This window comes from uncultured Dialister sp. (genome assembly GCF_900541605.1).
Lineage (GTDB): Bacteria > Bacillota > Negativicutes > Veillonellales > Dialisteraceae > Dialister.
Genome location: NZ_UQKJ01000013.1, coordinates 1 through 24,826, shown reverse-complemented (window position 1 = coordinate 24,826; position 24,826 = coordinate 1). Strand labels below are relative to the sequence as shown.

Sequence of the window (24,826 nt, the reverse complement as noted above, 5' to 3'; positions counted from 1 at the left end):
ATACAGCCGCAGGCCGTTCATTCCAATGCTATAATATACATATAACATACATTTCATCTTTCACACATAAGGAGAGGAGCCCTATGAAGAAAATCGCTTTTTATGGGAAGGGCGGCATCGGCAAATCCACCACCGCTTCCAATGTATCCGCCGCTTTGAGCCTCATGGGAAAGCGGGTGTGCCAGATCGGCTGTGACCCGAAGAATGATTCCACCCGCCTTCTCCTGGGCCATATCTGCAAGGAGACGGTGCTGGACCAGATCCGCACGAAGGATGCTTCTGAAATTAAGAAGGAGGATATCATCCATACCGGGTTCAACGGCATTACCTGCGTGGAGGCAGGGGGACCGGAGCCCGGGGTGGGCTGCGCAGGCCGGGGCATCATCGTGGCCCTGCAGCTCCTGGACCGGCTCCATGCGCTGCCGGAGTCCGATGTGATCCTGTACGACGTGCTGGGGGATGTGGTGTGCGGCGGCTTTGCCATGCCTATCCGGGAAGGGTACGCCGAAGAAATCTACGTGGTGTCCTCCGGGGAGCTCATGTCTCTCTATGCAGCCAATAATATAGCCAAGGGCATCCGCCGCTTCGCGTCCCGGGGCAAGGTGCGGCTGGCCGGTATCATCGGCAACAGCCGTAAGGTGCCGGGGGAGAAGGAGCTTCTTCTGGAATTTGCGGATATGCTCCATACGAAGCTGGTGGCCTTTGTACCCCGGGATAAAATCGTGAACCTGGCGGAAAATAACAGGCAGACCGTACTCCAGTACGCACCGGATTCTGCCCAGGCCGATGTGTACCGGAAGCTGGGGGAGACGATTCTGACCAATGAGAATCTTTCCATTCCTACGCCTGTTTCCTTTGATGATCTGGAAAAGCTGGTGAGCCGGTATGGCACTGAAAACTAAGTGGCTTTTTACAAAGAATAAATCCATGAGCTGCACCATGACCGCCGTATGGCGGGCGGTGGTGGGCTGCAAGGGATGCGCCGTGATTTTCCACAGCCCCATGGGCTGCGTCCACGTGGCGGCGTCCATGGACCTGGGCAACCATTACCGCCTGTCCGCCGATGGGGAGCGGGAAGTGGAGGAGACGGTCCCCCTTGTTTCCTCGAACCTTCGGGAAAAGGACAGTATCTTCGGCGGTATCGACAGGCTCCATGAATGCATTGCCTACACCATGGAAACCTACCATCCCGAGTGCCTGCTCATCGCTTCTTCCTGTACCGCCGGCGTCATCGGCGACGACGTGGATGAAGAGGCGGCTTCGGCGGAAGCGGAATACGGCATCCCTGTCATGTCCATGCCCTTTGCGGGTTTCCTGGGCGGCGAGTATTCCGACGGCTACTATAAGACGGCGAAAGCCATCATGGACCGGTTCTTCGTGAAGAATGACCACGAGCCGGACTCCGTGGTGCTCCTGGGAGACCAGATGGGACCCCACGGCCAGTACGTGCGGGAAGTGACCAGGCTCCTCTCCCTTCTGGGGCTCCATGTGGATTACCAGTTCCCGGGGTATGTTCCCTTCAAGGACTGGAAAAACGTGACGAAGGCCTCCTATTCTGTAATGCTGGGCACCGCCGGTCAGCCTCAGGGCATGGTGGACATGGTGAAAGAGCTGGAAACGGAATACGGCGTGAAATCTGTGGGAAATGTATATCCCACGGGCTTTGAGGCCACCTGCCACTGGATCCGTAAGGTGGCGGAGACGGCAGGACGGAAAGACCGGGGAGACAAAGTGGTGGAAGAGGAAACGAAACGGCTCACCGCAGAGGTTTCTTCCTATCTTCCCATGACGAAAGAAAAGAAGGCGGTCATCGCCATCGGCCGCGGCATCCGGTGGTACCATCCGAAGGAGACCCTGGCCTCTCTGCAGCGGCTGGCCCTGGATATCCGGGGGGTCCTCTTCTTCCCGAATCTCACGGAAGAGGATAAGGCGGCGTTCCGTAAGGAAATCGCAGCTTTTGGAAATATTCCCATTTATGAAGGGTCCGCCGATGATCTCCTGAAGGACTGCGACGTGCTCCTCACCACCAATGAAATGACCAATGCCCCCGTGCGGCAGCTGTTTATCCCCATGGTGGCACTGGCGGGATTCGAGGGAGAGCAGGTCTTCCTGCGCTCCCTGTACCGGCTCCTCTGCCGCCGGGGAAGAAAGGGAGGCATCGCCTATGTCAAAGCCTGAATTTGAGTCCTACTGTCATCACAATAACCGCTGCGGCCTTACGGGATCCTCCGCGTTCTTCGCATCCATTCCGAAGAGCTTTGTCATGATCAATGGTCCCCTGTGGTGCTATTTCTATGCCATGAAACACGTGGATGACGAAAACAAAAACGCCGCCACCATGTTTTACTGCACCCAGCCCAGTCCGGCGTCCCTGGTGTATGGCACGGAAAAGGACATCACCGACGGTCTTTCCTATGTGAAGACGGTGCCCGGCGTGGACCGGGTTTTCCTCATGAATAACTGCAGCATCGGCCTTATCGGGGATGACCTGAAGGGAATCGCCAGGAAATTCGGCGGCCCCTGGCCCGTATACACCATGGACAGCGGCGGCCTTAAAGGAAATTTTGAAAAGGGATTTGCCAATGCTTTCCTCCGGGTGGTGGAAGAAATGAAGCCGCTCCCTGTGAAGCCGACTGCTGTGAACGTGCTGGGCCTGTCCGATGTATCCATGAAGGGAAGGGAAGACGCCCGGGAAATCCGGCGGCTCCTTTCCATGACCGGCATTTCCGTCATCTCCACCCCCGGCTGTGCTGAGGACTGGGACACCATCATGAAGGCACCGGAGGCGGCGGTGAACCTGGTGGTCCGGGATGAACTGGCCCTTCCGGCGGCGGAAGAAATGAAGAACCGCTTCGGCACACCTTATCTCCAGGTGGGACTGCCCTACGGTTACGAAGGCACCCTGCACTGGATCCGGCAGGTGGTGGAAGGCTGCGGCTTCGGAAATCCGAAGGCGGTGCGGGAAGAAGTGGACCGCATCCGTCCGGAGGTCATGAGAAGGGGCAGCTACCTGGCTTCCCTCTGGGGCTCCTTGTGGTTCGATCAGGTCCTGGTAGCGGCACCGCCGTCGGAGGCCATCGGTATGGCTGATGCCCTTCGGAACGAATGGCTCGATACGGCCAATCTCATTATCCATCTCCAGATGCCCACGACCTACCATACCGACGCTGCCGACGCCGTCAGAACCCTGCCGAAAGACGACGCCCTGGTGAAAGAGGACTATAAACAATGGAAGGGGGGACTTGTCCTCTCCTCCAGCGAAGAAACGGCAAATCTGGAACGGATGAAAAAGCCCTTTGCCTCCGTCCATATCGCAAGGCCCTCTCATGATGAACTCATGATTACCGATCTTCCCCTCTGCGGCATCCGGGGAGCGGCGTACCTCTATGAACGAATCTGGAATGCCAAACTGAGGGAAATGAGATGAAGACACTGTTCAACACAGCTTTTTGAATGTATCGTTACTTTTTGGCCCCATTCTTTGCCTGCATTCTTCTACGGATTTTTCCGTTAGAACGATTGCAGGCGTTTTTTCATGCCTTGATTTGTGCTTTCTCACCTTTCAACAACACAGCAGGAAACAATCCGATATCAGGAAATTACTTAATTTACCAACGATTCACGCAAATCGCAGTAGGAAAATATGTAATATTGCCTATAAATTCTTAAGAATTTTCATGTAATTACTTCAAAAAACTTACAGAAATAGTATAATTAGATGTGTATATCAGGAATTCTGTATCGTAGATTATTTATAATTAATTACTGCTGATTGAATGAATGTACAAAAAATAGGAAGACACTGCTCTTTATGTTGGGTGGTTGCCAGATTGCTTGATTGGAGGAACTATGGACTGCAAGATTATTTACATGACAAACCATGACAGGCGGTATGCGGCTATCCGCAAGGCCTGCGAAGCGCTGCAGGAGGAGGGAAAGATTTCTGACCTCTGCCTGCCTGTGATGATTGAGAGAACCAGTGACTGGGACCGTTCCTGGGAAAGGAAGATGAAAGGTGCCTCTTTGGTCATGGTGCATCTCATGAAGAACGGGCTGAAGTCGAATTTCTGGAAGGAATGCCGCCGTTTCCTGGATGGAGAGGGAATTCCTTACTTCGTAGATGCTGTGGACGGTGGCGCTGCGGAGCACAGCGAGAGTCTCACCGATGATATGATGAAACATTTTCGGGAGTACTGTCTCTACGGTGGCATGGAGAATTTTAAAAATCTCTGGCTTTATGCGAATTCCCTTTTTGATAGTGCCATTGAGAAACCGGAAGCTCCGAAGACTTACACCTGGGCCGGCATTTATGACCCCACAAAGGAGAGTCTCTTTACCACGGACCTTGCAGAGTTTATCGGCCGCTGGCATGATAACCGGCCTGTGCTGGGACTTCTCTTTTACAGGGAGGAATGGATCTGGGGGGACCTGTCCTACCAGAACGCTTTTATGGAAGAGGCAGAGAAGCAGGGCTATCATGTGATTCCGGTCTTTGCCAATGGCGCGCCGGAAACAGCCCTTGGCATGCCTACCCTGTCGGAGGTCATTGAAACCTATTTCATGAAGGATGGTAAGCCGGTGATTGATTCCCTTACCAGTACCATGAAGTTTGCTCTTACCGGCAGCGGCCAGGCCTCTATTGCCACTTTGAAGAAACTGGGAGTTCCGCTTCTTGATGCTTATACCCTCCTCGTATCGGAAAAGGACTGGCGGGAGAATAAGGAAGGTCTCAATTCCATCGAGACTTCCATCGCCGTGGCCATGCCGGAACTGGATGGCGCCATTCACGGGGTGCCAATTGCCGGCAGAGTACGGAAGGAAGATGGCACCGTAGAATTCCATCCCATTCCGGAACGGATTTCCCGGATGGTGGGGAAGGCGGGCAAATGGGCTCACCTCCATCGAATGGCAAACTCTGATAAGAAAATTGCCATTATTTTCCACAATTATCCGGCGAAGAATTCGAATATCGGTTCCGCTTCCGGCCTGGATACCATGGAAAGCGCTATCCGCCTCATGAAGCGGATGAAGGACGAAGGATATACCATCGATTTCATTCCGGAGGATACGGAAAAATTCATCGAAATGATGACGTCCCATGCTACGAATGATGTGTCCATGATGACCGAAAAGCAGGCGGAGGAATGCCAGAAGCTGTCGGCAAAGGAATATATCGATTTCTTCCATACCCTTGGAAAGGATGCCCAGAAGAGAATGGAAGAGAGCTGGGGCAAGGCACCGGGGGAAGTCATGATTTCGGACAAGGGAAATATCCTGGTTCCCGGGACCATGGACGGAAACCTGTTCCTTACGGTGCAGCCTTCCCGGCAGTACGGTATGGATCCCTCCAAGGCCTACCATGATCCCTACATCCCGCCGACCCACCAGTACGTGGCTTTCTACTACTGGCTCCGGAATGTATGGAAGGCGGATGCCGTAATTCACATGGGTACCCATGGTAACCTGGAATGGCTGCCGGGCAAAGCAACAGGGCTCGATGAAGAAAGTTATCCGGATATTGCATTGGGAGACCTGCCCAATGTATATCCTTACCATATGACCATTACCGGTGAAGGCATGATTGCCAAGCGCCGTTCTTCAGGCTGTCTTATCGGCTACATGCCGGCGCCGGTAGCCGATGCCGGTGCCTACGATGAACTGGAGGAACTGGAAAAGACCATGGACGAATACGCTCACCTGAAAGAAACGGGGAACGACGTATCGGACATGGAAAAACCGATTCTGGAGCTTGTAAAAAAAGCAAAACTGGAAAGCGATGTGCCCATGAAGGAGGGAACTGCCTTTGATGATTATGTGGCAGATCTCCACAATTACATCGAAGAGCTGAAGGACAGCGAAGTCCATGTGGGCCTCCATATCCTGGGCCAGCCTTTGGAAGGAGATCTCCTTACCGACGGTATTCTCCAGCTGCTGCGTCTTTCCAATGACAAGATCCCGTCCATCTATGATCTGTGGGCGGAGAAGTATGGCACGGACCTGGATACCATCCAGGAAAGGGCTGCTGAAATGGATGAGAAGGAACACTGCACCTACGGCGAACTCATGACCCGGATCCGGAAAGAAACAAGAAAGGTCATCCGGACGGTGCAGGACGGCGGCTTTACGGAAGACGCCATTTCCGGAGCCATGGACCTTCCGGAAATGGAGGGGAGCGGTGAATGGCGCAGTAAGGCGGAGAACCTTCTTCACTTTGTGACCGAGGAAATCTATCCCCGCCTTTCCCGGGTGACGAAAGAAATGGACCACACCCTGGATGCTTTGGATGGACGATACGTGGAACCGGGTCCGTCCGGCTCCCCCAATGCCGGTGGCGTCTCTCTCCTGCCTTCGGGCCGGAATTTCTACGGCGTAGATCCCAGGACACTGCCTTCTCCGGCAGGCTGGCAGCTGGGTGTGAAGCTTGGCGACCGGATGATTGAGAAGTTCATCGCCGACCAGGGCAAGTATCCGGAAAATATCGGTATGGTTCTCTGGTCCGGCCCCAATATGCGCTCCTCCGGCCAGGATATTGCGGAATTCCTCTACCTTCTCGGTATCCGCCCCGTATGGCAGAAAGGAAGCCTCCAGGTCCGGGACCTGGAGCCGATTCCCCTTTCTGAACTGAAGCGTCCCAGAATCGATGTCACCGGCCGTATCAGCGGCCTCTTCCGGGATACGCTGCCCCAGATTTCCGAACTCATGGATAAGGCAGTACTCCTGGCGGCTTCCCTGGATGAGAAGGACGAAGATAACTTCATCCGGAAGCACGTGAAGGCGGACACGAAACTTATGACCGATGAAGGGGTGGATGCAGACGATGCCTGGAGAAATGCGGCATTCCGCATCTTCGGTGATGCTCCCGGTACCTATGGGGCCGGTGTGAATACGGTGCTGGACTCCAAGAACTGGCAGAACGAAGATGACCTGGCCAGTGTCTATGTCCGCTGGGGCGGCCACGTCTTTGGCGGCGGCAACCGGGGCGTCTTCAAACCGGAACTCTTCAAGAAACGGCTGGCCTCCCTGGACCTTACGGTGAAGAATGAAGAAAACCATGAATCCAATATTCTTTCTTCCGATGACTACAATGCTTTCCACGGCGGTATGATTGCCGCGGTGAAGAGCCTCGGTGGCAAGACTCCCCAGTCCTATGTAGGGGATTCCACGAACCGCAGTGCTGTAGGAGTGAAGACGGTACAGGAAGAAATGAAGCGGGTTTTCCGCAGTGAATCCATGAATCCGAAGTACATCGAAGGCCTCATGAAACACGGTTATAAAGGAGCTACGGACCTGGCAAACCGGCTGTCCATCAGTTTCCAGTGGGATGCCACCAGCGGCGTTATGGATGACTACATGTATGAACAGTACGCGAAAAAATACGCCCTGGATCCGAAGATGCAGCAGTGGATGAAGAAAGTGAATCCCTGGGCTCTCCAGAACATTGCCGAAACCCTTCTGGAAGCGGACCAGCGGAAGATGTGGAATGCCGATGATTCCATGAAGGAAGAACTGCAGCAGCTCTACCTGTCGGTGGAAGGGGAACTGGAAGATGATGGAGACGATGACGAATAACATGCCACCTATCCGCATGCTGGTGCTTACCCTTACCGGGCGGTGCAACTTTGCCTGCCGCTACTGCTATGCTTCTGATGTGGACCAGGTAGACATGGCTGAGGAAACGGCCATGAAAGCGGTGATGATGGCCGGAAAATCGGGGGAGAGGTTTCTCCTCCAGTTCTCCGGCGGTGAGCCGCTTCTTCGGTTTCCCCTCATCCGAAAGCTGGTGCATCTCGTAGAAGAGCATCACTTTGATGCCCAGATGCAGGTGCAGACGAACGGTTCTCTACTCACGAAGGACATAGGCCGTTTCCTTTACGACCATAACGTGGGCATCGGGATTTCCTGTGACGGCAGGCCCTCTGTCATGGACAGGACCAGGCTCATGAAAGACGACGGTTCCTCGTCTCAGGCGGCGGCCCGGGGCTTCCGGAACCTGGCGGAAGAGGGTATCGGCACCGGCATCACCTGTGTCGTTACTGACGATATGGTGGACGAACTGCCGGGCATTGCCGACATGGCCCAGTTTTACGGGAACGTGCACCAGGTGGGTTTTGATATCCTCCGGGAGCAGGGGAGGGGAAGCACCCTTCACGAGCCCTCGGCGGAAGCTATGACGAAGGCCCTGGAGGCCGTGTACCGCCGTATGGCCCTGCTGGAACAGGTCACGGGCCGTCATATCCACTTTACCCAGGAAGATCGGGCAGAACGGCTGGATCGGACCGGGAAATATGAATTTCCCCAGTGCTATGCCATGAACGGCGAGGCTGCCTTTGTGGATGTCCACGGCTCCATCTACGCCTGCTCTTCCCTTATGGGACGGGACAAGTACCTTCTCGGTACCGTAGAAACGGGCCGGGACCCGGACAAGGTGAGGGAAGTGGGGGACTTCATCAAAAAAGCCATGAACCGCTGCCGGAGCTGCGAGTACTTCCGCCTCTGCGGCGGAGGCTGCTTCTCCCGGTGGCTTGATAAAGATGGACACGTACGGCTCTCAGAAGCTGAATGTGCCATGAAGAAATTTTTTATAAAGAAATATTTAGAAAAGAAGGGGACCGGTCTGCAGTCAGGGCTGTGAATGCGTCAGGGTTCTGCCTGACGGTCTCATGCACTGGCCGAAGACCGCAGCCCGCATCCTGATGCACCTTATGCCCAGGCGCGAAGCGCTCTCAATCTGGTGAACGAGCGAAGCAGCGTTCACCCACAACCTTTAGTTTCATTCACTTATTGGTGTTTGATATACATACACATTATTTCATTTATACGGCAAGGAGGAGTTTATTTATTATGAAAAGACAGGGAACATTCCCATTTACCGCCATCATTGGCCAGGACACCATGAAAAAAGCGCTGGTCCTGAACGTGGTTAACCCGAAACTGGGAGGCGTACTGATCCAGGGTGAAAAAGGTACCGCCAAATCCACCGCTGTCCGTGCGCTGGCCGATCTCCTGCCACCCCGCAAGTGCATCAAAGGGTGCCGTTTCCACGATGATCCTGATGATAAGGCCAACTGGTGCGATGAATGCCATGAAAAGTATGACCATGAAGAGCCGCCGGTGGAAATGCTGCCGATGAAGGTAGTAGAACTTCCGGTCAGTGCCACCGAAGACCGCGTCGTAGGTACACTGGATATCGAAGCTGCTATCCGTGAAGGCAAGCGTTCTTTTGAAACCGGCATCCTGGCTGATGCGAACCGGAATATCCTCTACGTGGATGAAATCAACCTGCTCGATGATCACGTGGTAGATGTGCTTCTGGACTCCGCAGCTATGGGTATCAATACGGTAGAACGGGAAGGTATTTCCTATTCCCATCCGGCCCGTTTCTCCCTCGTAGGCACCATGAACCCGGAAGAAGGGGATATCCGTCCCCAGCTTCTGGACCGCTTTGCCCTGTCCGTCAAGGTAGTTGGTGAACAGGATCCGGAAAAGAGAGCGGAAATTATCAAGAGACGTCTTGCCTATGAAGCAGATCCGGAACCGTTCCTGGAACAGTGGAAAGATGAACAGGCCAAAGAAGTCCGCCGCATCGAAAGAGCTATGAAACTCCTGCCCCAGGTTACCGTGTCCAATGACATCCTTCTCCTGGCAGCGAAGATTTCCATTACCCTCGGTGTCGATGGACATCGTGCCGACATTACACTGATCAAGACAGCAGAAACCATTGCTGCCGTCGCAGGCCATACGGAAGTCACAAAAGAAGATATCCGGGAAGCATCCAGACTAGCCCTGCCACATCGTATGAGACGCCGTCCGTTCGAGGAACAGACCCTGGACTGGTCGGAAGTGGATAAGGTCATTGACGATGAAGCGTAATGTTTTCCCATTTGCCGCTGTCTGCGGAATGGAAAAGGCCAAAGAAGCTATCCTCCTTACCCTGGTGAATCCCTTTGCCGGCGGCCTCCTGATTTCAGGAGAAAAGGGTACCGGTAAATCTACCCTGGTCCGGGCGGCCAGGGAACTGGTGGATGCACCGTGGGTAGAAATTCCGATCAGCATCACCGAGGATCGGCTCTTTGGTTCCATTGATACAGAAGAGGCAATCCGCAGCGGTCACAAGAAGCTCCTTCCCGGGCTGATTGACGAAGCGGATGGTGGTATTATCTATATTGACGATGTAAATCTCCTGCGGGATGATCTTCTTTCCGCAGTACTGAACATCAGGGAAGCCGGCGGGTACCGTCTCGAAAGGGATGGCCTTTCGGAACAGAGGGATACCTCCTTTACCGTACTGGCAGTGATGAATCCGGAAAGCGGTACCCTGTCTTCCTCTTCTCTCGACCGGTTCGGCCTTTTCGCCTCCACCGATGAAGATTTTGACGACGAGACGAGACTGGAAATCATCCGGAGAGTGCTGGACTTTGAAAAGGACGGCATCGCTTTCCGGGAAAAATGGCAGGAAGAGACGGAGAAACTGAAAGAGAAGGTCAGAAATGCCAGGGAAGCACTGAAGACGGTAGAAGTATCGCCGGCCATGATCCAGCTGGCCGCCGTATATACCCTGAAGGCCCACGTGGCAGGCCACCGGGCGGATATTTACCTCATCGAGGCAGCCCGGGCGGAAGCGGCTCTGGAAGGTAGAAAATACGTACTTCCGAAGGATCTGGAAAAAGCAGCGGAATTTGTCCTGCCCCACCGCATGAGAAAGGCGGAAGAGGAGCAGCAGGAACCGCAGCAGCCGGAGGAGGAGCCCCAGCAGCCGGAAGAAAATAAGGAAGACCAGCAACAGCCCCAGAATGAACCGGCCGATGAGAATGCCTTCAGCCATCCTCCGGAAGCACAACCGCCGCAGACGGACACCGAAGATTCAGAAGACAGCAATCAGGACAGCAATCCGGAAAATTCCAAATTTTCCAATCCTAAAGGAGAAAGCCGGGAACGGATTGATGCCGCTGATCTCCATGTGAATCTGCCGCCCATGTGGATCGAACCGTCGAAGGATAGAAAGCCGAAGAAGGGCAGCGGAAAGCGGAGCCTCACTATGACGGACCTCATGCAGGGCCGCTACGTACGGGCAGAAATCCCGAAGTCAAAGACCAGCGACATCGCTTTCGATGCCACACTCCGGGCCGCAGCGCCCTACCAGAAAGCCCGTCCTTCCAATGGCTGCGCCGTGGTGATTCGCAAGGATGACCTCCGGAGCAAAATCCGGGAAAAACGGACAGGCAATATTTTCCTCTTTGTCGTAGATGCCAGCGGCTCCATGGGGGCCAGGGAACGGATGAAGACCGTAAAAGGCGTCATTTTCAAAATCCTTCTGGACGCTTACCAGAAACGTGACCGGGTGGGTATGGTAGCTTTCCGCAAAAACCAGGCGGAAGTACTCCTTCCGGTGACCCGGTCCGTGGATTTTGCCCAGAAGAAACTGGCCACCATGCCTACCGGCGGAAAGACGCCTCTGGCCAAAGGCCTCCTGAAGGCGGAAGACGTGCTGGATATGCTCTATCGGCAGGATGCGAACCAGGACCCCGTGATGATTCTCATCACCGATGGCAGGGCTACCAGCCCCCTGAACAAGGGGACGAACCCGGTCACCGATGCCCTGGAAGAAGCGAAACGCATCGGCCGCAGAAATATTCCGGTAGCTGTTATTGATACGGAATCGGGCTTCATCAAGCTGGGCCTTGCGAAGAAACTGGCCAAGGCCATGGGAGCATCCTACTTCCAGGTGGACAAGATTTCCGAAGACCAGCTGCTCCATATCTGGAGAACTGCAGCAAATATGTAAATGGGCCTGAATGTTTAGGGAAGCGCTGATTAATTCGCAGAGTCCGATTATACATGTATTTTCATGCAATACTGCGTCATAATCCGGCCAAGGATAAAAGGAAGGCGCTTTAATGTGCAGAGAAAGCGCCAACTTACCTTGGCTCAGCAGTCCTATGCAGGACTGCTGCTTTAAATAGCTCGCTATTCGCGTCGGATTATTCCTTGTATTGCATGAAAATACAAGAGTATAATCGAACAACGATTTAATCAGTGCTTCCCTGGATTGTTGAAGTGACTCAAGGGGAATGGACTCCATGTAAGGGGATGGTGTGCAGCATTCACTTATATAGGGGCACAAGCTTTTATCCTGCGGCGGAACCGCCCGGTAAATGTTCCACAGCGCTGTGTAACCTGTGTACCGCACCCGCCCTGCGGTATCACGGTGTTTCCCTTGAGCCGCTTTTTATTATCCTATGACCCTGTGCTCCATTTTTGAAAGGAAACAGTAACTATGAGACAATGTATGGATGAAGAAAACCTGCATCGCAGGCTGAAGAAGATTGTTGGCCAGGTACAGGCGATTGACCGCATGATCGATGAGGATATTCCCTGCGAAGATATCCTGACCCAGGTGAACGCGGCCAAGTCGGCCCTCCATAAGGTGGGGCAGATCATCCTGGAAGGGCACCTGCAGCACTGCGTGCGGGATGGTATCGAGCATGGAAATGCAGATGAAACCATTGCTAAATTTGCGAAGGCCGTAGAGCGCTTTTCAAATATTGTCTGATGCCGTGAAAAAGGCAGCGGCTTTCGGTATGGACTTTGTCTTTTCGATAAGGCCCCGCCAACCGCTTCAACGGGTGAAGCGATGTCGAAGCCACAACTCCCCATGAACCATTTATACGCGGGGCTATACGCTCGAGGGATGCCCCTCGAGCGTAGTCCACAGCCCTATTCTGTTGAGGTCCTTATGATCCGATTTTTATTCTTTCTGTTTTTTACCCTGTGCACCTTTCTCTCCCCTGCCTATGGTATGGAGGGGACGGCAAGCCTCGATGTGCAGTACCCCTATACCCTTTCTCCGTCGGAGAAGGGGGAGGTTCACCCGGGGAGCACCCAGATGCTTTACGTTTCCCTGGAGGAGGCCAATGTGCCGGTGGAGCGGAAGGTGTCTGTCCATATTTCCCTGCCATCGGGCTATGAGGCCCTTCCCGGGGATCACTGGGTGGTTTCAGGGGGAGGACGTCAGGTGGATATGGACTGGACCCTTTCTGCCGATTTCGGCCAGCTCTTTGAGGCTATTCCTATCCTGTCGGACAGTTCCGTCACTTCTTCCGGTGAAGCGGTGGATGTCACGGTGGATGGGGATGGCCTTCATTTGTCCCAAAGTATCCCCTTCACCGTGGGAGAACCGGTGGCGGAGAAAGAAGAAGGCAGGAAGAAGGCCCATGAATCCTGGTATATCCAGGGCAGCGCCCTTCCTGTGGATGAGTCCGGGGAAATTGACAGCAGGCAGGAAAAGGATACCATTGTGGTGCCCGATGTGACCCTGGAAAATATGAAGACCCGGCTTACCGGCGGGAAAAGCACGGACTGGACCGGTCTTTTATCCCGGCCCGTGGCCTACATGCTTTTGGACCTCCGAAATCCCCAGGGCGATGAAAAGCCGGTCCATGGGACCGCGGTGCTGGTGGACCGGGGAACGGGAGAAGTGAAGAAGGGGCTCATTTCCATTTCCGAAGGCGGTGCCGTGAATGAGGATGCAGGAAGCGCAGAAGGGACGAACATTTCTTTTTCCCTCACCGGCGGCAAACTGCAGACGGTGGTATTTCCACTCTATGCAGATCCCTTTTCTATCAATGAAGGAGATTACAACCTGCGGATCACCCTCAATGATGGCGGGGCGGACCGGATGATGGAAGTCCCTCTGACCGTGGTGAAAAGGCGGAGCATCGGTTATGTGGCACTGGGATTTTCCCTGTGCTGCCTTCTGGCAGTGCTCCTTTCCCTGGGGCGCCTGAAGAGGTGCATCCTCACCATTGGTGCCCGGGGCGATATTACGACAGCTCTTTTCGGAGCCCTGGCCTTCGGCGGCGTGGTGGTGCCTGTGACACTCCTGGGGGATTTCCTCCATGTCCTGCTGGGACCGTTTTCGGGACTGGTGACGGGCCTTTTGAGCGGCGTGGTGCAGTACCTGCTCCTCATGGCGCTCCTCATTCTCTTCCGAAAGCCCGGTGTGGCCGCCCTGTTTTACCTGATTCGCTGGCTCCTGTCGGCTATCCTTTTTGGTCGGGTGACACCGGTGGGGATTCTCCTCTGCGCCGCTTCCATGGTAGTCATCGAAGGGGTGCTCTATGGAGCCGCCTTTTACAGGAGAAGGGAAATTTCCCGCAATTACGGCATTTTTATTTCCTTCCTTCTGGGCCTCTGTGATGCCGGACTTACGTTTGTCAACATGCAGCAGCTCATGCTGTTTTACCGGATGTACTATGCGGACTGGTTCATCGGTCTTTATATGGTAATTAATGGCCTTCTCTACAGCAGCCTGGGCAGTTTCCTGGGCTGGAAGACGGGACGGCGGCTCAGGCAGGTGATGGGATCATGATACTATCGGTGGAAGATTTTTCCTGCCGGTACGGGACGAGAATGAAGGATACCCTGTCCCACGTATCCTTTCGGGTAGAAGAGGGGGAAATGGTACTCATTGCCGGCCGTTCGGGCTGCGGAAAGTCGACGCTCATCAAGGCCATTACGGGGCTCTTGGAGGATGTTTCCTGCCAGGGGCGCATTGTCCTCTGCGGCCGGGATACCTCATCCATGACAGCAGAGGATATCGGTCTCTATGCAGGCACCGTGTACCAGACCCCGGATGACCAGCTTTTTGCCATGACCATAGGTGATGAAGTGGCTTTTGCCCTGGAAAATCGAGGAGAAGAGGAGTCGGTGATCCGTCGTGAAGTATCATCGGCCCTTTCCAAAGTGGGACTTGGGGGGATGGAGGAAAGGAGCATCCACGCCCTTTCCGGCGGCCAGCGGCAGCGGCTGGTGCTGGCGTCCATCCTCGTCACCCATCCGAAGCTTCTCATTCTTGATGAACCGGTGAGCCAGATGAATCCCCAGGGAGTGAAAGACTTTCTGGATCTTTTATCATCCCTGAATCGGTCGGAGCACATGACTATCCTCATGGTGGAACACCGGGTGAATGAGCTGGCTTCCCGCTTTCCCAGGCTCTGTGTCATGAGCGAAGGCCGTTTCATTTATGACGGTCCCACAGAAAAGGCCTGGAATGAAATCGAAGATACGGCGGTCTACGGTCTTCGGGAGCCGGAACCCGTAAAGCTGTCCAGAAAGCTCCATATCCGTCCGGTGACGGACAGTATGGAAAAGCTGGTGGCTGCGGTCAGGGAAAAGGGGATTTCCTTTATTCCCCACGTGGACTGCCCGCCCCGGAAGGAGGAGGGGGAGGTGGTAATGGAGGGGAGAAATATCCATTTCACCTATCCCGGCACTTCGGAGGAGACCCTCCATGGCCTGTCCTTTTCTATACGGAAGGGTACCATCAATGGACTTATGGGATTCAACGGCGCCGGAAAATCCACGCTCCTCAATATTCTGGCCGGTCTGGAAGAGCCTGCGGAGGGGGAAATCCTTATCCATGGGAAGAAGGCTTCCAACGAACGGCATCATGTGGGGTTCATGCGGCAGGAAGCGGACCTCATGCTGCTGACGGACTCGGTGGAAGAAGAGCTCACCTGGAATAACCGGGATATAACGGAAGAAGAACTGGATACCCTTCTTCACAAGCTCCACGTGGCCCATTACCGCCACGATTTTCCACTGGCCCTGTCCAAAGGGCAGCGGCTGCGGGTGGTTTTCGGGGCCATGCTGGCGAGGAAGGATAATGACATCCTTCTTCTCGATGAGCCCACCACCGGACAGGATCAGAAGAGCCTCATGGATATACGGGAAATGCTCCGCTATGCGGCGTCCATGGGACGGACTATTTTCATCTGCACCCATGATATGGAACTGGCTGCGGATCTGGCACAGGAAATATTCGTGCTGAAGGATGGTCAGTTTATCGCCCGCGGCAGTCCCCATGCCATATTCAGCAATCGAAAACTTATGGAGACCGGGGGCCTTTCCCTTCCGCCGATGATGAAATTTTCTGAAAAAATGGGGATAGAGCCCTGCGTTACTATCAGGGAGGTGATGGACCATGTCTTACCGGCAGACCTTCGAAGGAAGTGATCGGCCCTCCTGTCTGTCCCGGCTCGACGGACGGACGAAGCTGTCCATCCTTTTCCTTTACGCCATTATGATGGTGCTGGTGGATAATGGGAGAACCCTCTTTATCCTTTTTACGGTGACCCTCATTCTTCACTTTCTGGCAAAGACGCCCCTTTATAAATGGAAAATCCTGGCGGTCTTTATCCTTTTGGGACTTTGGGGTTCCATATCCAGCCAGGCCCTTTTCTTTGCCCAGAACCCCAGGACACCGCTTCTCATGCTCATATCTCCGGGATTCCCTGTGCTGGGTCCCCTGACAAAGGGTCTCTATATTTATAAGGAAGGTATTATTTACGGCGCCATACAGGGCATGCGGACAGTATCCATGATTTCCCTGGGCCTCCTGGTCTGCTGGACCAGTGATCCCCGGAGCCTCCTGAAGGCCCTGACCTCCTGGCACCTGTCGCCCCAGGCCTCTTTCATGCTCATCACGGCCATCCGATTCTTTCCGATTCTTGCTTCCGAAGCAGGAGAAGTGATGACAGCCCTCCAGCTCCGGAGCGGCACTGTGAAGGGAAGGCACCAGGTGCTGCGGCACATTCCTTATATGGTGAAACCCCTTCTGGCCCGATGCCTCCGGCGGGCGGGGACTTTGTCCCTTTCCGTTACCAGCCGGGGACTGTTCCTGGCGAAGGGGAAGAAGGGAACTCCCTGGCGGGCAGGGGAGAAATGGGCCTGCGCATTGTGCCTTCTATTTACCCTCTTCTGCGGGGTCAGCAAGATTCTTTATGCCCTGTCCCTGAAGGGATTCTATTTTGGCCTGTTTCGCGTAATCTATGACTGGACGAAATTATACCTATGAAAAAATGTAAAACATTTCTGATTTTCGCACTCCTGTTTCTCACATGGGCGGCCCTTTTCCGGCTGACCGGGAGTAAGACGCCCTGGCAGATTTTCACAGTCCATGACCGGGAAGCAGGTACCATGGTGCCTTTGGGAGAAATGGCAGGACGGAATTATGACCGCATGGGATTTGACGGCGGGGAAATCCTCTCCGTGAAATCTGATGGAGGCTGGCTCATCGGCACAGCAAACGGGGAGCTGCTTCACCTGTCCAAAGAGGGAAAAGAACTCTGGAGCCATTCTGTAGGAAGCGGCCTCATCCGGTCCATTGCGGTGAGCCGGGATGAAAAGACGGTCTACGCCGGCGAAAAGAGTCCCGATGGCTATCTGTACGCCCTGGATGTGAAGACGGGAGACGTGAAATGGAAATGCAAGGGGTATGACATTATCGGCGGTGAACCGGACATCCGGGCGGATCCACAGCCCATCCATGTGGCCACGGACAGGGAGGGAAATGTATACGCCGTTTTCTATCGGTTCACCTTGGATGAATCCGGCACTCGCCGCTACGTGAGCCGTATTGTGTCATTTACCGCAGGCGGCGACGTCCGCTGGAAATATCCGGAAAATGGAAATATGGATGCCTGGGTAAACTGGGGCGACGATGCCGAGGGAGCCCATCGGTTTGCCTTTGGAACTGCCAATTATGATAAAACAAAAATAAAAAAATTGGAGTATAATAAAAATATATATGTGCTCGATGACAGAGATGGGACTTTGGTCCATACAGAGACCATACCCACAGCCGACCATTTCCAAACCGTGGCCATGAGAAATGGGCCCTCCTTTTCGGAAGATGGGAAGTATCTTACCGCCATGACAAGCGACGGCAGGGGATTTCTCTACGACAGCGACGGGAACCTGCTCTGGCAGCGGACGGTAGCGGAAGCAAAGAATATCAACGGAACCTGGTTCTTTGCTGCCGGCCGGGACGCCATGGTGGTACCGGAGGGAGTCCTTTTTGCCACCATCAATACCTTCGGCCGGGACAACTGGCAGATGCCTTCTCCCGTCATCCATCCTGCCAGCAACAGCCTCTACCTCTTTGGCCTCGATGGATGTTTCCTTTTCCGGTATCGGGCGCCCGGAGAAATTGAAGGTGTCAGCACCGCTGAAGGAATGGCTGCCCTGGCGGTGGGGAGAAACGTAAGAAACCACGATTACCATGCCCACGGCGCTGCCATCGTCAGCCTTTCTGATGGCAAAGAGCGCCATTACTACCATACCGCCGGCCCCCTCCAGGCCATTGCCCTGTCATCCGATGGTAAATGGGCGGCAGGCATAGAAGTACCTGCGGTGACGCCGGAAGGAAATCTTCTGGGAGACTATCGGCTCCATATATGGAATGTAGAAGGTGGCTAAGGAAGTCCAAGCCTATGGAGGGTTCGTAAAGGTTGTGGTTCGGGCGCCGCTTCCCTGTCCCGACCGGGTGGTGGAGTGTGGACGCTTCGCTTGTCAATTGGGATGGGGCACTGTTCTTAAGAGGAAAGGACAGTATATAACGGGGCCAAAAGCTGCTTGCGCTTTCCTTTCGCCGCCAAAGGCGGCAGCCCCACCTTATGCCCCTGCTTTACCGCAGGTAAAGCCACAACCCGGTGAATAAGCGAAGCGCAGTTCACCTACCACCCTGAGCCCCATACATCCGTAGGGACATAAAATTAATAAGCCATCAGTCGTTTCCCCGCAGGAAGGAACCATTACAATTATGATTACACGATTTATGCGATACTACCGGCCCTATATGAAGATTCTTATCTGGGTCATTATCGGCACCTTTGCCATGGCAGGACTGGACCTGATCTTTCCTATCGTAGTCCGGAACCTCATCAACCAGGTACTGCCGGCGAAGGACATGCAGCGTCTCTTCATCGGATCCGCCGTGCTTCTGGTGCTCTACATCATCAACTTTATTATCCAGTTTATGGTGCAGTACTATGGCCACGTCATGAGTGCCTCCATCGAGCACGACATGCGGCGGGACCTGTTTTCCCATATCGAGAAGCTGTCGTTCCATTATTTTGATAACGAAAAAACGGGGCAGCTCCTTTCCCGTATTACCAGCGATATTACGGAAATCAGTGAACTTTCCTTCCGGGGGCCCAATGATGTGCTCCTCTGCGGCGTCATTATGGCGGGTACCCTGGTGGTCATGCTCTTTATGAACTGGAAGCTGGCCCTTCTCATTGGAGCCCTGCTTATTGGGAAAGCCATCCATACGGTGAAAATCAATAAAAAGATGAAAGGCGCCTTCCGCAAAAATCGCCGGGTGGCAGGAGAAGTGGCGGCCCGGGCAGAAGAAAGCCTGTCCGGTATCCGTCTCGTGAAAGCCTTTGCCCAGGAAGCCTTCGAACTGAAACGATTTGAAGAAAAGAGCGTGGACCTTCGGAATACGAAGTTTGAATCCTACCGGCTGGTGGGCTACTTCTCCGGCAGTATCAATTTCTTCACCAATTTCATTAACGTGGTGGTTATTCTGGCCGGCGGCTGGATGATTACCCGGGGTGAACTGATGCTTTCCGACTTCGTGGCTTTCCTCCTCTATGTGAATATCTTCATGCGTCCGGTCTTCCGCCTCACCATTCTGGCGGAAGTGTACCAGCGGGGTATGGCCGGATTCCACCGGTTCGAAGAAATCATGCATACCGAGCCTTCCATCCAGGACCCGCCGCATCCCATTACTCTGGCCCACGTAAAGGGGGACATTGATTTCCATGATCTTTCCTTTGGCTATGATCCGGACCGGCTCATCCTCCATCACCTGAATTTCGACATTCCCGCCGGCAAGACCGTGGCCTTCGTAGGAGAAACGGGGGCCGGCAAGAGTACCCTGGTGAGCCTGCTGCTCCGGTTCTATGAACCCACCGAAGGCTCCATTACCCTGGATGGACATAACCTCAATGAATTTGCCCAGCAGGACCTGCGCCGGAAAATCGGCATCGTCCAGCAGGATGTCTTCCTCTTCGGCGACAGCATTGCCGAGAACATCGCCTATGGCAAAGAAGGAGCCACCATGGAAGAAATCCGGCGGGCCGCCAAACTGGCAGCGGCGGATGATTTCATCAATTCCCTGCCCAATGGTTACGATACCAAAGTAGGGGAACGGGGCGTCAAACTTTCCGGCGGCCAGAAACAGAGAATCGCCATTGCCCGTGTATTCCTGAAAAATCCGCCGGTAGTCATTTTCGATGAAGCCACCTCTGCCCTGGATACGCAGACAGAAAAGATGGTACAGTCCACCCTGGATGACCTGGCAAAAGACAGGACCACCATCATCATCGCCCACCGCCTCTCCACCGTACGGAATGCAGACTGCATCTACGTCCTGGATCATGGCCGCCTCATAGAATCCGGCAACCATGACGTCCTCATGGCAAAGAAGGGCAAGTACTACGAGCTCTACGAAGCCCAGAAGAAAAAGCCCGTAACTGCAGCAGAATGAGAGCATTAAGCTGATCAGCCTGTGGCATTTCCCTCCCGCAACGCTGCAAAGGTGACGGCGCACAAATTGAAAAGTGCCGTTTTATGCAACAGGGTGGCGGCGAAGCCTTTAAGAGCACCCCAACCTCCCCTCTTTAGAGGGGAGGTTGGGGTGTCAATGGGTGGCGCAAATCGGATGGGGGATTAATGAAGAACGGCAGGAGCAGCGTGGGCGAGAGTCCTTACGCACGCCACGGAGTCATACGTCAGACCCCTATGTGTGCACGCCGTCCGGTCACACAAGGGGCGCAGCCCCAGGTAAAGCCACAACCCGGTGAACAGGCGCAGCGCAGTTTATTCATCACCCTTAGCCCCATTTAAAGGTATGGTCAGATACACATAAAAAAAGACCCATGAGATCTACTCTCATGGGTCTTTTTTTATTACTTATCCTTGGCCAGCAGGTCTTCCAGGTAAGCCCGGAACTGGGGGCCCAGGTCCGGACGGCGGAGGGTGAATTCCACGGTGGCTTTCAGGTAGCCCAGCTTATTGCCGGTATCGTATCGTTTCCCGGTGAAGTTGTAGGCATACACATTGCCGTTGTGGGCCATGACACGGAGGGCATCGGTGAGCTGGATTTCTCCGCCTTTGCCGGGCTTTGTCTGTTCCAGCACTTCGAAGACATCCGGCGTAATGACGTAGCGGCCCAGGGCAGCGAAGCGGCTGGGGGCTTCTTCGATGGAGGGCTTTTCAATCATGTCCTTCACCTTGAGGAGGTTCGGATCATCGGTTTTGATACCATCCACGATACCGTAGGAGGAAACCTGGTCTTTCCGGACAATCTGGCAGCCGATGACGGTGCTGCCGGTCTTTTCATACTGGTCCATGAGCTGCCGGAGTGCCGGCTCTCCACTGGCATTGTACACCACATCATCCCCGAGGATGACGCCGAAGGGTTCGCCGTCGATGAAATCCTTGGCGCAGAGGATGGCATCGCCCAGACCCCGCATGTACTGCTGCCGGGTGTAGTGGATCTTTACGGAAGCTACCTGCCGCACTTCTCGGAGGAGGTCCATCTTGCCCGATTCATAGAGGTGCTGTTCCAGCTCCAGAGAGGAATCGAAATGGTCTTCAATGGCCCGCTTTGCATGGCCGGAGATGATGAGAATCTGTTCAATGCCGCTGGCCTTGATTTCTTCTACAATATACTGAATGGTAGGTTTATCTACAATAGGAAGCATTTCCTTCGGCATGGCCTTCGTTTCCGGAAGGAACCGGGTGCCAAAGCCTGCAGCCGGAATGACTGCTTTTCTGATTCGTTTCATGTTAGACTCCTTGATGATGTGCTGATAATCTCGAGTGGCTGGGGTGGTGCCCCAGGCGAGCGGATGGTTCGTAAGGGTTGTGGGTCGGGCGTCGCTGCGCTTGCCCGACCGGGTGGTGGGTTGGCATCGCTGACGCTTGCCAACCTGGTGGGGCGCTGCGCTTAAGCGGAAAGGGACAGTATATAATGCGGCTTCGCCGCTTATGTCCAACAGCGGCGAAGCTGCGAATCCACATTATGCCCCCGGCGCGAAGAGCCCACAACCCGGTGAATGAGCGCAGCGAAGTTCACCCACCACCCTTAGCCCCATTCATACGGACGGATGTTACTTACCATATCCGTAAGGGTGACTTTTATGCCACTTCCATGCGGAGGCGATGATTTCTTCCGTATTGGAATGGGTGGGATGCCAGCCCAGTACTTCCCTGCATTTCCTGGAGGAAGCGATGAGCACGGCCGGATCGCCAGGGCGTCTTGCTTCTTCGGTGACTTTGAAATCGATACCCGTCACTTTTTTGGCGGTCTCGATGATTTCCCGGACGCTGAATCCTTTTTCGCTTCCCAGGTTGAAATAGTTGCTTTCCCCGCCACGGAGGAGGTATTTCATGGCCAGCACGTGGGCATCGGCCAGGTCCAGTACATGGATGTAGTCGCGGATGCAGGTGCCGTCGGGGGTGGGGTAATCGGTGCCGTAAATGGCGATGTGGTCCCGGACGCCCTGGGCGGTCTTCAGAATCAGGGGAATCAGGTGGGATTCCGGATTGTGGTCTTCGCCGATGGAACCGTCGAGGGCAGCGCCGGCGGCATTAAAGTACCGGAGCGCCACATACCGGAGGCCATAGGCATTCGTGAAGTCCCGCATCATGTTTTCGATGACCAGCTTCGTGCGGCCGTATACATTGGTGGGGTTGTGGGGAAAATCTTCTTCAATCGGCGTTTTTTCCGGCTCCCCGTAGACGGCGGCGGTGGAGGAAAAGACGATTTTATTGACCCCCGCTTTCTTCATTCCCAAAAGCAGGTGCAGGGTCCCTTCCACATTGTTTGTGTAATACTTGGCGGGATCCACCATGGATTCACCGACCAGGGAAAAGGCGGCAAAATGGATGACCCCGGAAATATCATATTTTTTCAGGGTGTCTGCCACGAAATCCACGTCATGGATGTCCCCTTTGACCAGGACCACTCCTTCCGGTACCGACTCAGCATGGCCGGTGGCCAGGTTATCAAAGACAACGGGTGTGAAATCTCCGGCCGCTGCCAGGGCTCTCACCGTATGGGAACCGATATAACCGGCACCGCCGGTAACAAGAATATTCATAGTATGCCCTCCTCTGAGCGTTAAGGAAGCGCTGATTAAATCGTTGTCAGATTTCATTCTTGGATTTTTATGCAATGCAAGGAATAATCCGACGCGAATAGCGAGCTATTTAAGGAGGATTATGACGAAGCAGTGCATAAAAATCCTTATGGAATCTGACTCTGCGAATTAATCAGTGCTTCCTTAAATACATATGGTTATAGTATAGCATAAATGAGAGAAACTTAGGGAAGGGCACTGGCCTGTGGCCAGGGCTGTGACTGTGTCATGGCTCTGCCTGCGGCAAGGCGATGGACTTCGTCCAGGGCTCAAGGAAGAAATATATAATTTGGGCCTGACGGCCCCCGGGCACCGGCCTGTGGCCAGGGCCGAGATCGATGGAGGAGTCTGCGGTCAATACGTAGATAAGGTGACTGAACGGAAATTCTAAAATTCCTGGCCCTATAGGAATGGTGCGCTGTAAAATTAACCATCCTATTCACAAGTCCAGGCGTTATTCCGCCGAAGATTATTCGTGAATCAGTCTGTTATATATTTGTTATCTATATAACGAAAACTTTATTTATATAAATCGATTTAGATTCAAAAAATATGATATACTAAAGAAAAGGGAATTTGATTATTTTAATGATTTTCCGGTAAATTACTGGAACTGTTTGAACGAAGAACCGATAGGGCCGGTTCGTTGGGGTTTTGTATTTATTTATCTCTCTCGTTAGGGTACCCGTAAGGGCAGGAGGAAGAAATGAACAGAGTGTACAAGGTCATCTGGAGTCATGTAAAGAATGCCTATGTGGTGGTGTCGGAACTGGCAGGAAGAAGCAGTAAAAAGTCCAGCCGGCGCCACGAATATGGGAAGGTTTTAACCGCTGCGATAATGACAGCTATTGTCCTTACTGGGGGGTGAACGGATTTGCAGCTGATTCAACAACTACACCAACCTATGAAAGTATAACTATTGGGAAGACCAATGCTTCATCAGTTAGAATTGCAAATGGCATCATCAGTTCTTACGTATATGATTCCAAAAGTCAGAATGACCAAAGACGTGCAGCTTTAGGAGTAGATAATCAGGGAAATGGTACTTTGTATCTGATAAACAATGACTTATCCCAAGCCCATCTGTATACTCAAAATGCTTTTGATACAGGGAATGATGGTATTACTCGATTGTATTATGTATCGTCCTCAGAAAATGCGAGTGGCACGGTGACAGGTTACCACAAGATTGCTGTGCTGGAGGATGGAATCAAGTATCAGGCTGATAACTATACAGATGATTCCAAGACCACAAAAGTGACGGTAAAGCATCAGTTAAATTCTACAATGGATATCACCGGAGGGGCAGATACTGATAATCTGACAGATAACAATATCGGGGTGGTAGCTACGGCTGCCGTAGAAGATGATGAAGGCAATGTGACCCAGAATGGGAAACTGGAAATCAAGCTGGCAAAGAATCTGCAGAATCTGACCAGTGTACAGACAGTGACTACTGATAGTAGTGGTAATGTGGTCAATACAACTGAGCAGACAGGGGATGGCATTACTATTACACCTAAAGATGCAGATAAAATTTCTCTGACCACCAATGGTCTCAGCAATGGCGGCAAGCAGGTAACCAACATGGGAAGCGGTATCAATTCCACCACCAATGCCTACGATATCGATACCAATGGCGCCAATATCCACGATGTGAAGGTCATTGCTGCCAGCACTGCCAGTTCAGGGCGGACTACGTTGACTTCTTCTGATGGTTCTGTCTCCATAACGGACAAAGGGACAGATACGGTTCACAGCTACGACCTCTCCGTGGATTACAGCAAAATGTCCGGCAATTTTAACCTGAGCTATACCGGCGACAACAACTC

General features: G+C 53.6%; 16 protein-coding genes and 1 pseudogene. 15 read left to right on the top strand and 2 right to left on the bottom strand.

The features are described 5' to 3' along the window. Positions 1 to 83: 83 nt before the first annotated feature. The 13 genes from QZR21_RS01950 to QZR21_RS01890 all read left to right on the top strand — a co-directional run bounded on the left by QZR21_RS01950 (position 84) and on the right by QZR21_RS01890 (position 20,335). Positions 84 to 902, top strand: coding sequence for a nitrogenase iron protein NifH (locus tag QZR21_RS01950; protein WP_296973489.1), 819 nt, complete (start codon positions 84 to 86; stop codon positions 900 to 902). Beyond that, a complete protein-coding gene (locus QZR21_RS01945; RefSeq protein ID WP_296973486.1) occupies positions 886 to 2,178 on the top strand; it encodes a nitrogenase component 1 in 1,293 nt (430 codons plus the stop codon). Before QZR21_RS01950 ends, QZR21_RS01945 begins: the two co-directional genes overlap by 17 nt. After that, positions 2,165 to 3,427 (top strand): nitrogenase component 1, encoded by a 1,263-nt coding sequence (locus QZR21_RS01940; RefSeq protein ID WP_296973483.1) that lies wholly within the window; start codon positions 2,165 to 2,167, stop codon positions 3,425 to 3,427. The genes QZR21_RS01945 and QZR21_RS01940 overlap by 14 nt, the downstream gene beginning before the upstream one ends. 422 nt (positions 3,428 to 3,849) lie before the next feature. After that, entirely contained in the window at positions 3,850 to 7,569 is a 3,720-nt protein-coding gene (cobN, locus tag QZR21_RS01935; protein ID WP_296973480.1) for a cobaltochelatase subunit CobN, read from the top strand. Continuing rightward, complete coding sequence (locus QZR21_RS01930) at positions 7,547 to 8,632, top strand: radical SAM/SPASM domain-containing protein (RefSeq protein WP_296098476.1); 1,086 nt, start codon at positions 7,547 to 7,549, stop codon at positions 8,630 to 8,632. Before cobN ends, QZR21_RS01930 begins: the two co-directional genes overlap by 23 nt. Before the next feature lie 209 nt (positions 8,633 to 8,841). Next, complete coding sequence (locus QZR21_RS01925) at positions 8,842 to 9,870, top strand: ATP-binding protein (RefSeq protein WP_296098473.1); 1,029 nt, start codon at positions 8,842 to 8,844, stop codon at positions 9,868 to 9,870. Then, a complete protein-coding gene (locus QZR21_RS01920) occupies positions 9,860 to 11,782 on the top strand; it encodes a VWA domain-containing protein (RefSeq protein WP_296098471.1) in 1,923 nt (640 codons plus the stop codon). The genes QZR21_RS01925 and QZR21_RS01920 overlap by 11 nt, the downstream gene beginning before the upstream one ends. Before the next feature lie 492 nt (positions 11,783 to 12,274). Next, complete coding sequence (locus QZR21_RS01915; RefSeq protein WP_296097981.1) at positions 12,275 to 12,550, top strand: metal-sensing transcriptional repressor; 276 nt, start codon at positions 12,275 to 12,277, stop codon at positions 12,548 to 12,550. Positions 12,551 to 12,733: 183 nt separating this feature from the next. After that, the gene (locus QZR21_RS01910) at positions 12,734 to 14,368 is read left to right on the top strand and encodes a hypothetical protein (protein ID WP_296097983.1); all 1,635 of its coding nucleotides are present in this window, start codon (positions 12,734 to 12,736) and stop codon (positions 14,366 to 14,368) included. Next, complete coding sequence (locus tag QZR21_RS01905; protein WP_296097984.1) at positions 14,365 to 16,014, top strand: ABC transporter ATP-binding protein; 1,650 nt, start codon at positions 14,365 to 14,367, stop codon at positions 16,012 to 16,014. The genes QZR21_RS01910 and QZR21_RS01905 overlap by 4 nt, the downstream gene beginning before the upstream one ends. Beyond that, positions 15,983 to 16,855, top strand: a complete 873-nt coding sequence (locus QZR21_RS01900) for an energy-coupling factor transporter transmembrane protein EcfT (protein ID WP_296097985.1) — start codon at positions 15,983 to 15,985, stop codon at positions 16,853 to 16,855. The genes QZR21_RS01905 and QZR21_RS01900 overlap by 32 nt, the downstream gene beginning before the upstream one ends. Then, positions 16,852 to 18,258 (top strand): PQQ-binding-like beta-propeller repeat protein, encoded by a 1,407-nt coding sequence (locus QZR21_RS01895; RefSeq protein ID WP_296097987.1) that lies wholly within the window; start codon positions 16,852 to 16,854, stop codon positions 18,256 to 18,258. The genes QZR21_RS01900 and QZR21_RS01895 overlap by 4 nt, the downstream gene beginning before the upstream one ends. Before the next feature lie 343 nt (positions 18,259 to 18,601). Further along, complete coding sequence (locus QZR21_RS01890) at positions 18,602 to 20,335, top strand: ABC transporter ATP-binding protein (protein ID WP_296097988.1); 1,734 nt, start codon at positions 18,602 to 18,604, stop codon at positions 20,333 to 20,335. Between the two features lie 421 nt (positions 20,336 to 20,756). Here the strand turns inward: QZR21_RS01890 and galU are convergent, their stop codons facing one another. Further along, positions 20,757 to 21,638, bottom strand: coding sequence for a UTP--glucose-1-phosphate uridylyltransferase GalU (gene galU / locus QZR21_RS01885; RefSeq protein ID WP_296973470.1), 882 nt, complete (start codon positions 21,636 to 21,638; stop codon positions 20,757 to 20,759). A 324-nt stretch (positions 21,639 to 21,962) separates the two neighbouring features. Continuing rightward, positions 21,963 to 22,955, bottom strand: coding sequence for a UDP-glucose 4-epimerase GalE (gene galE / locus QZR21_RS01880; protein WP_296097992.1), 993 nt, complete (start codon positions 22,953 to 22,955; stop codon positions 21,963 to 21,965). A gap of 745 nt (positions 22,956 to 23,700) precedes the next feature. Here galE and QZR21_RS01875 point away from each other — a divergent pair. Both QZR21_RS01875 and QZR21_RS01870 read left to right on the top strand, forming a co-directional pair. Then, positions 23,701 to 23,862: an ESPR domain-containing protein gene (locus QZR21_RS01875; protein ID WP_296097994.1), complete on the top strand. Its 162-nt coding sequence runs from the start codon at positions 23,701 to 23,703 to the stop codon at positions 23,860 to 23,862. A gap of 302 nt (positions 23,863 to 24,164) precedes the next feature. Further along, a pseudogene (locus tag QZR21_RS01870) lies at positions 24,165 to 24,826 on the top strand (hypothetical protein); the annotation flags it as partial.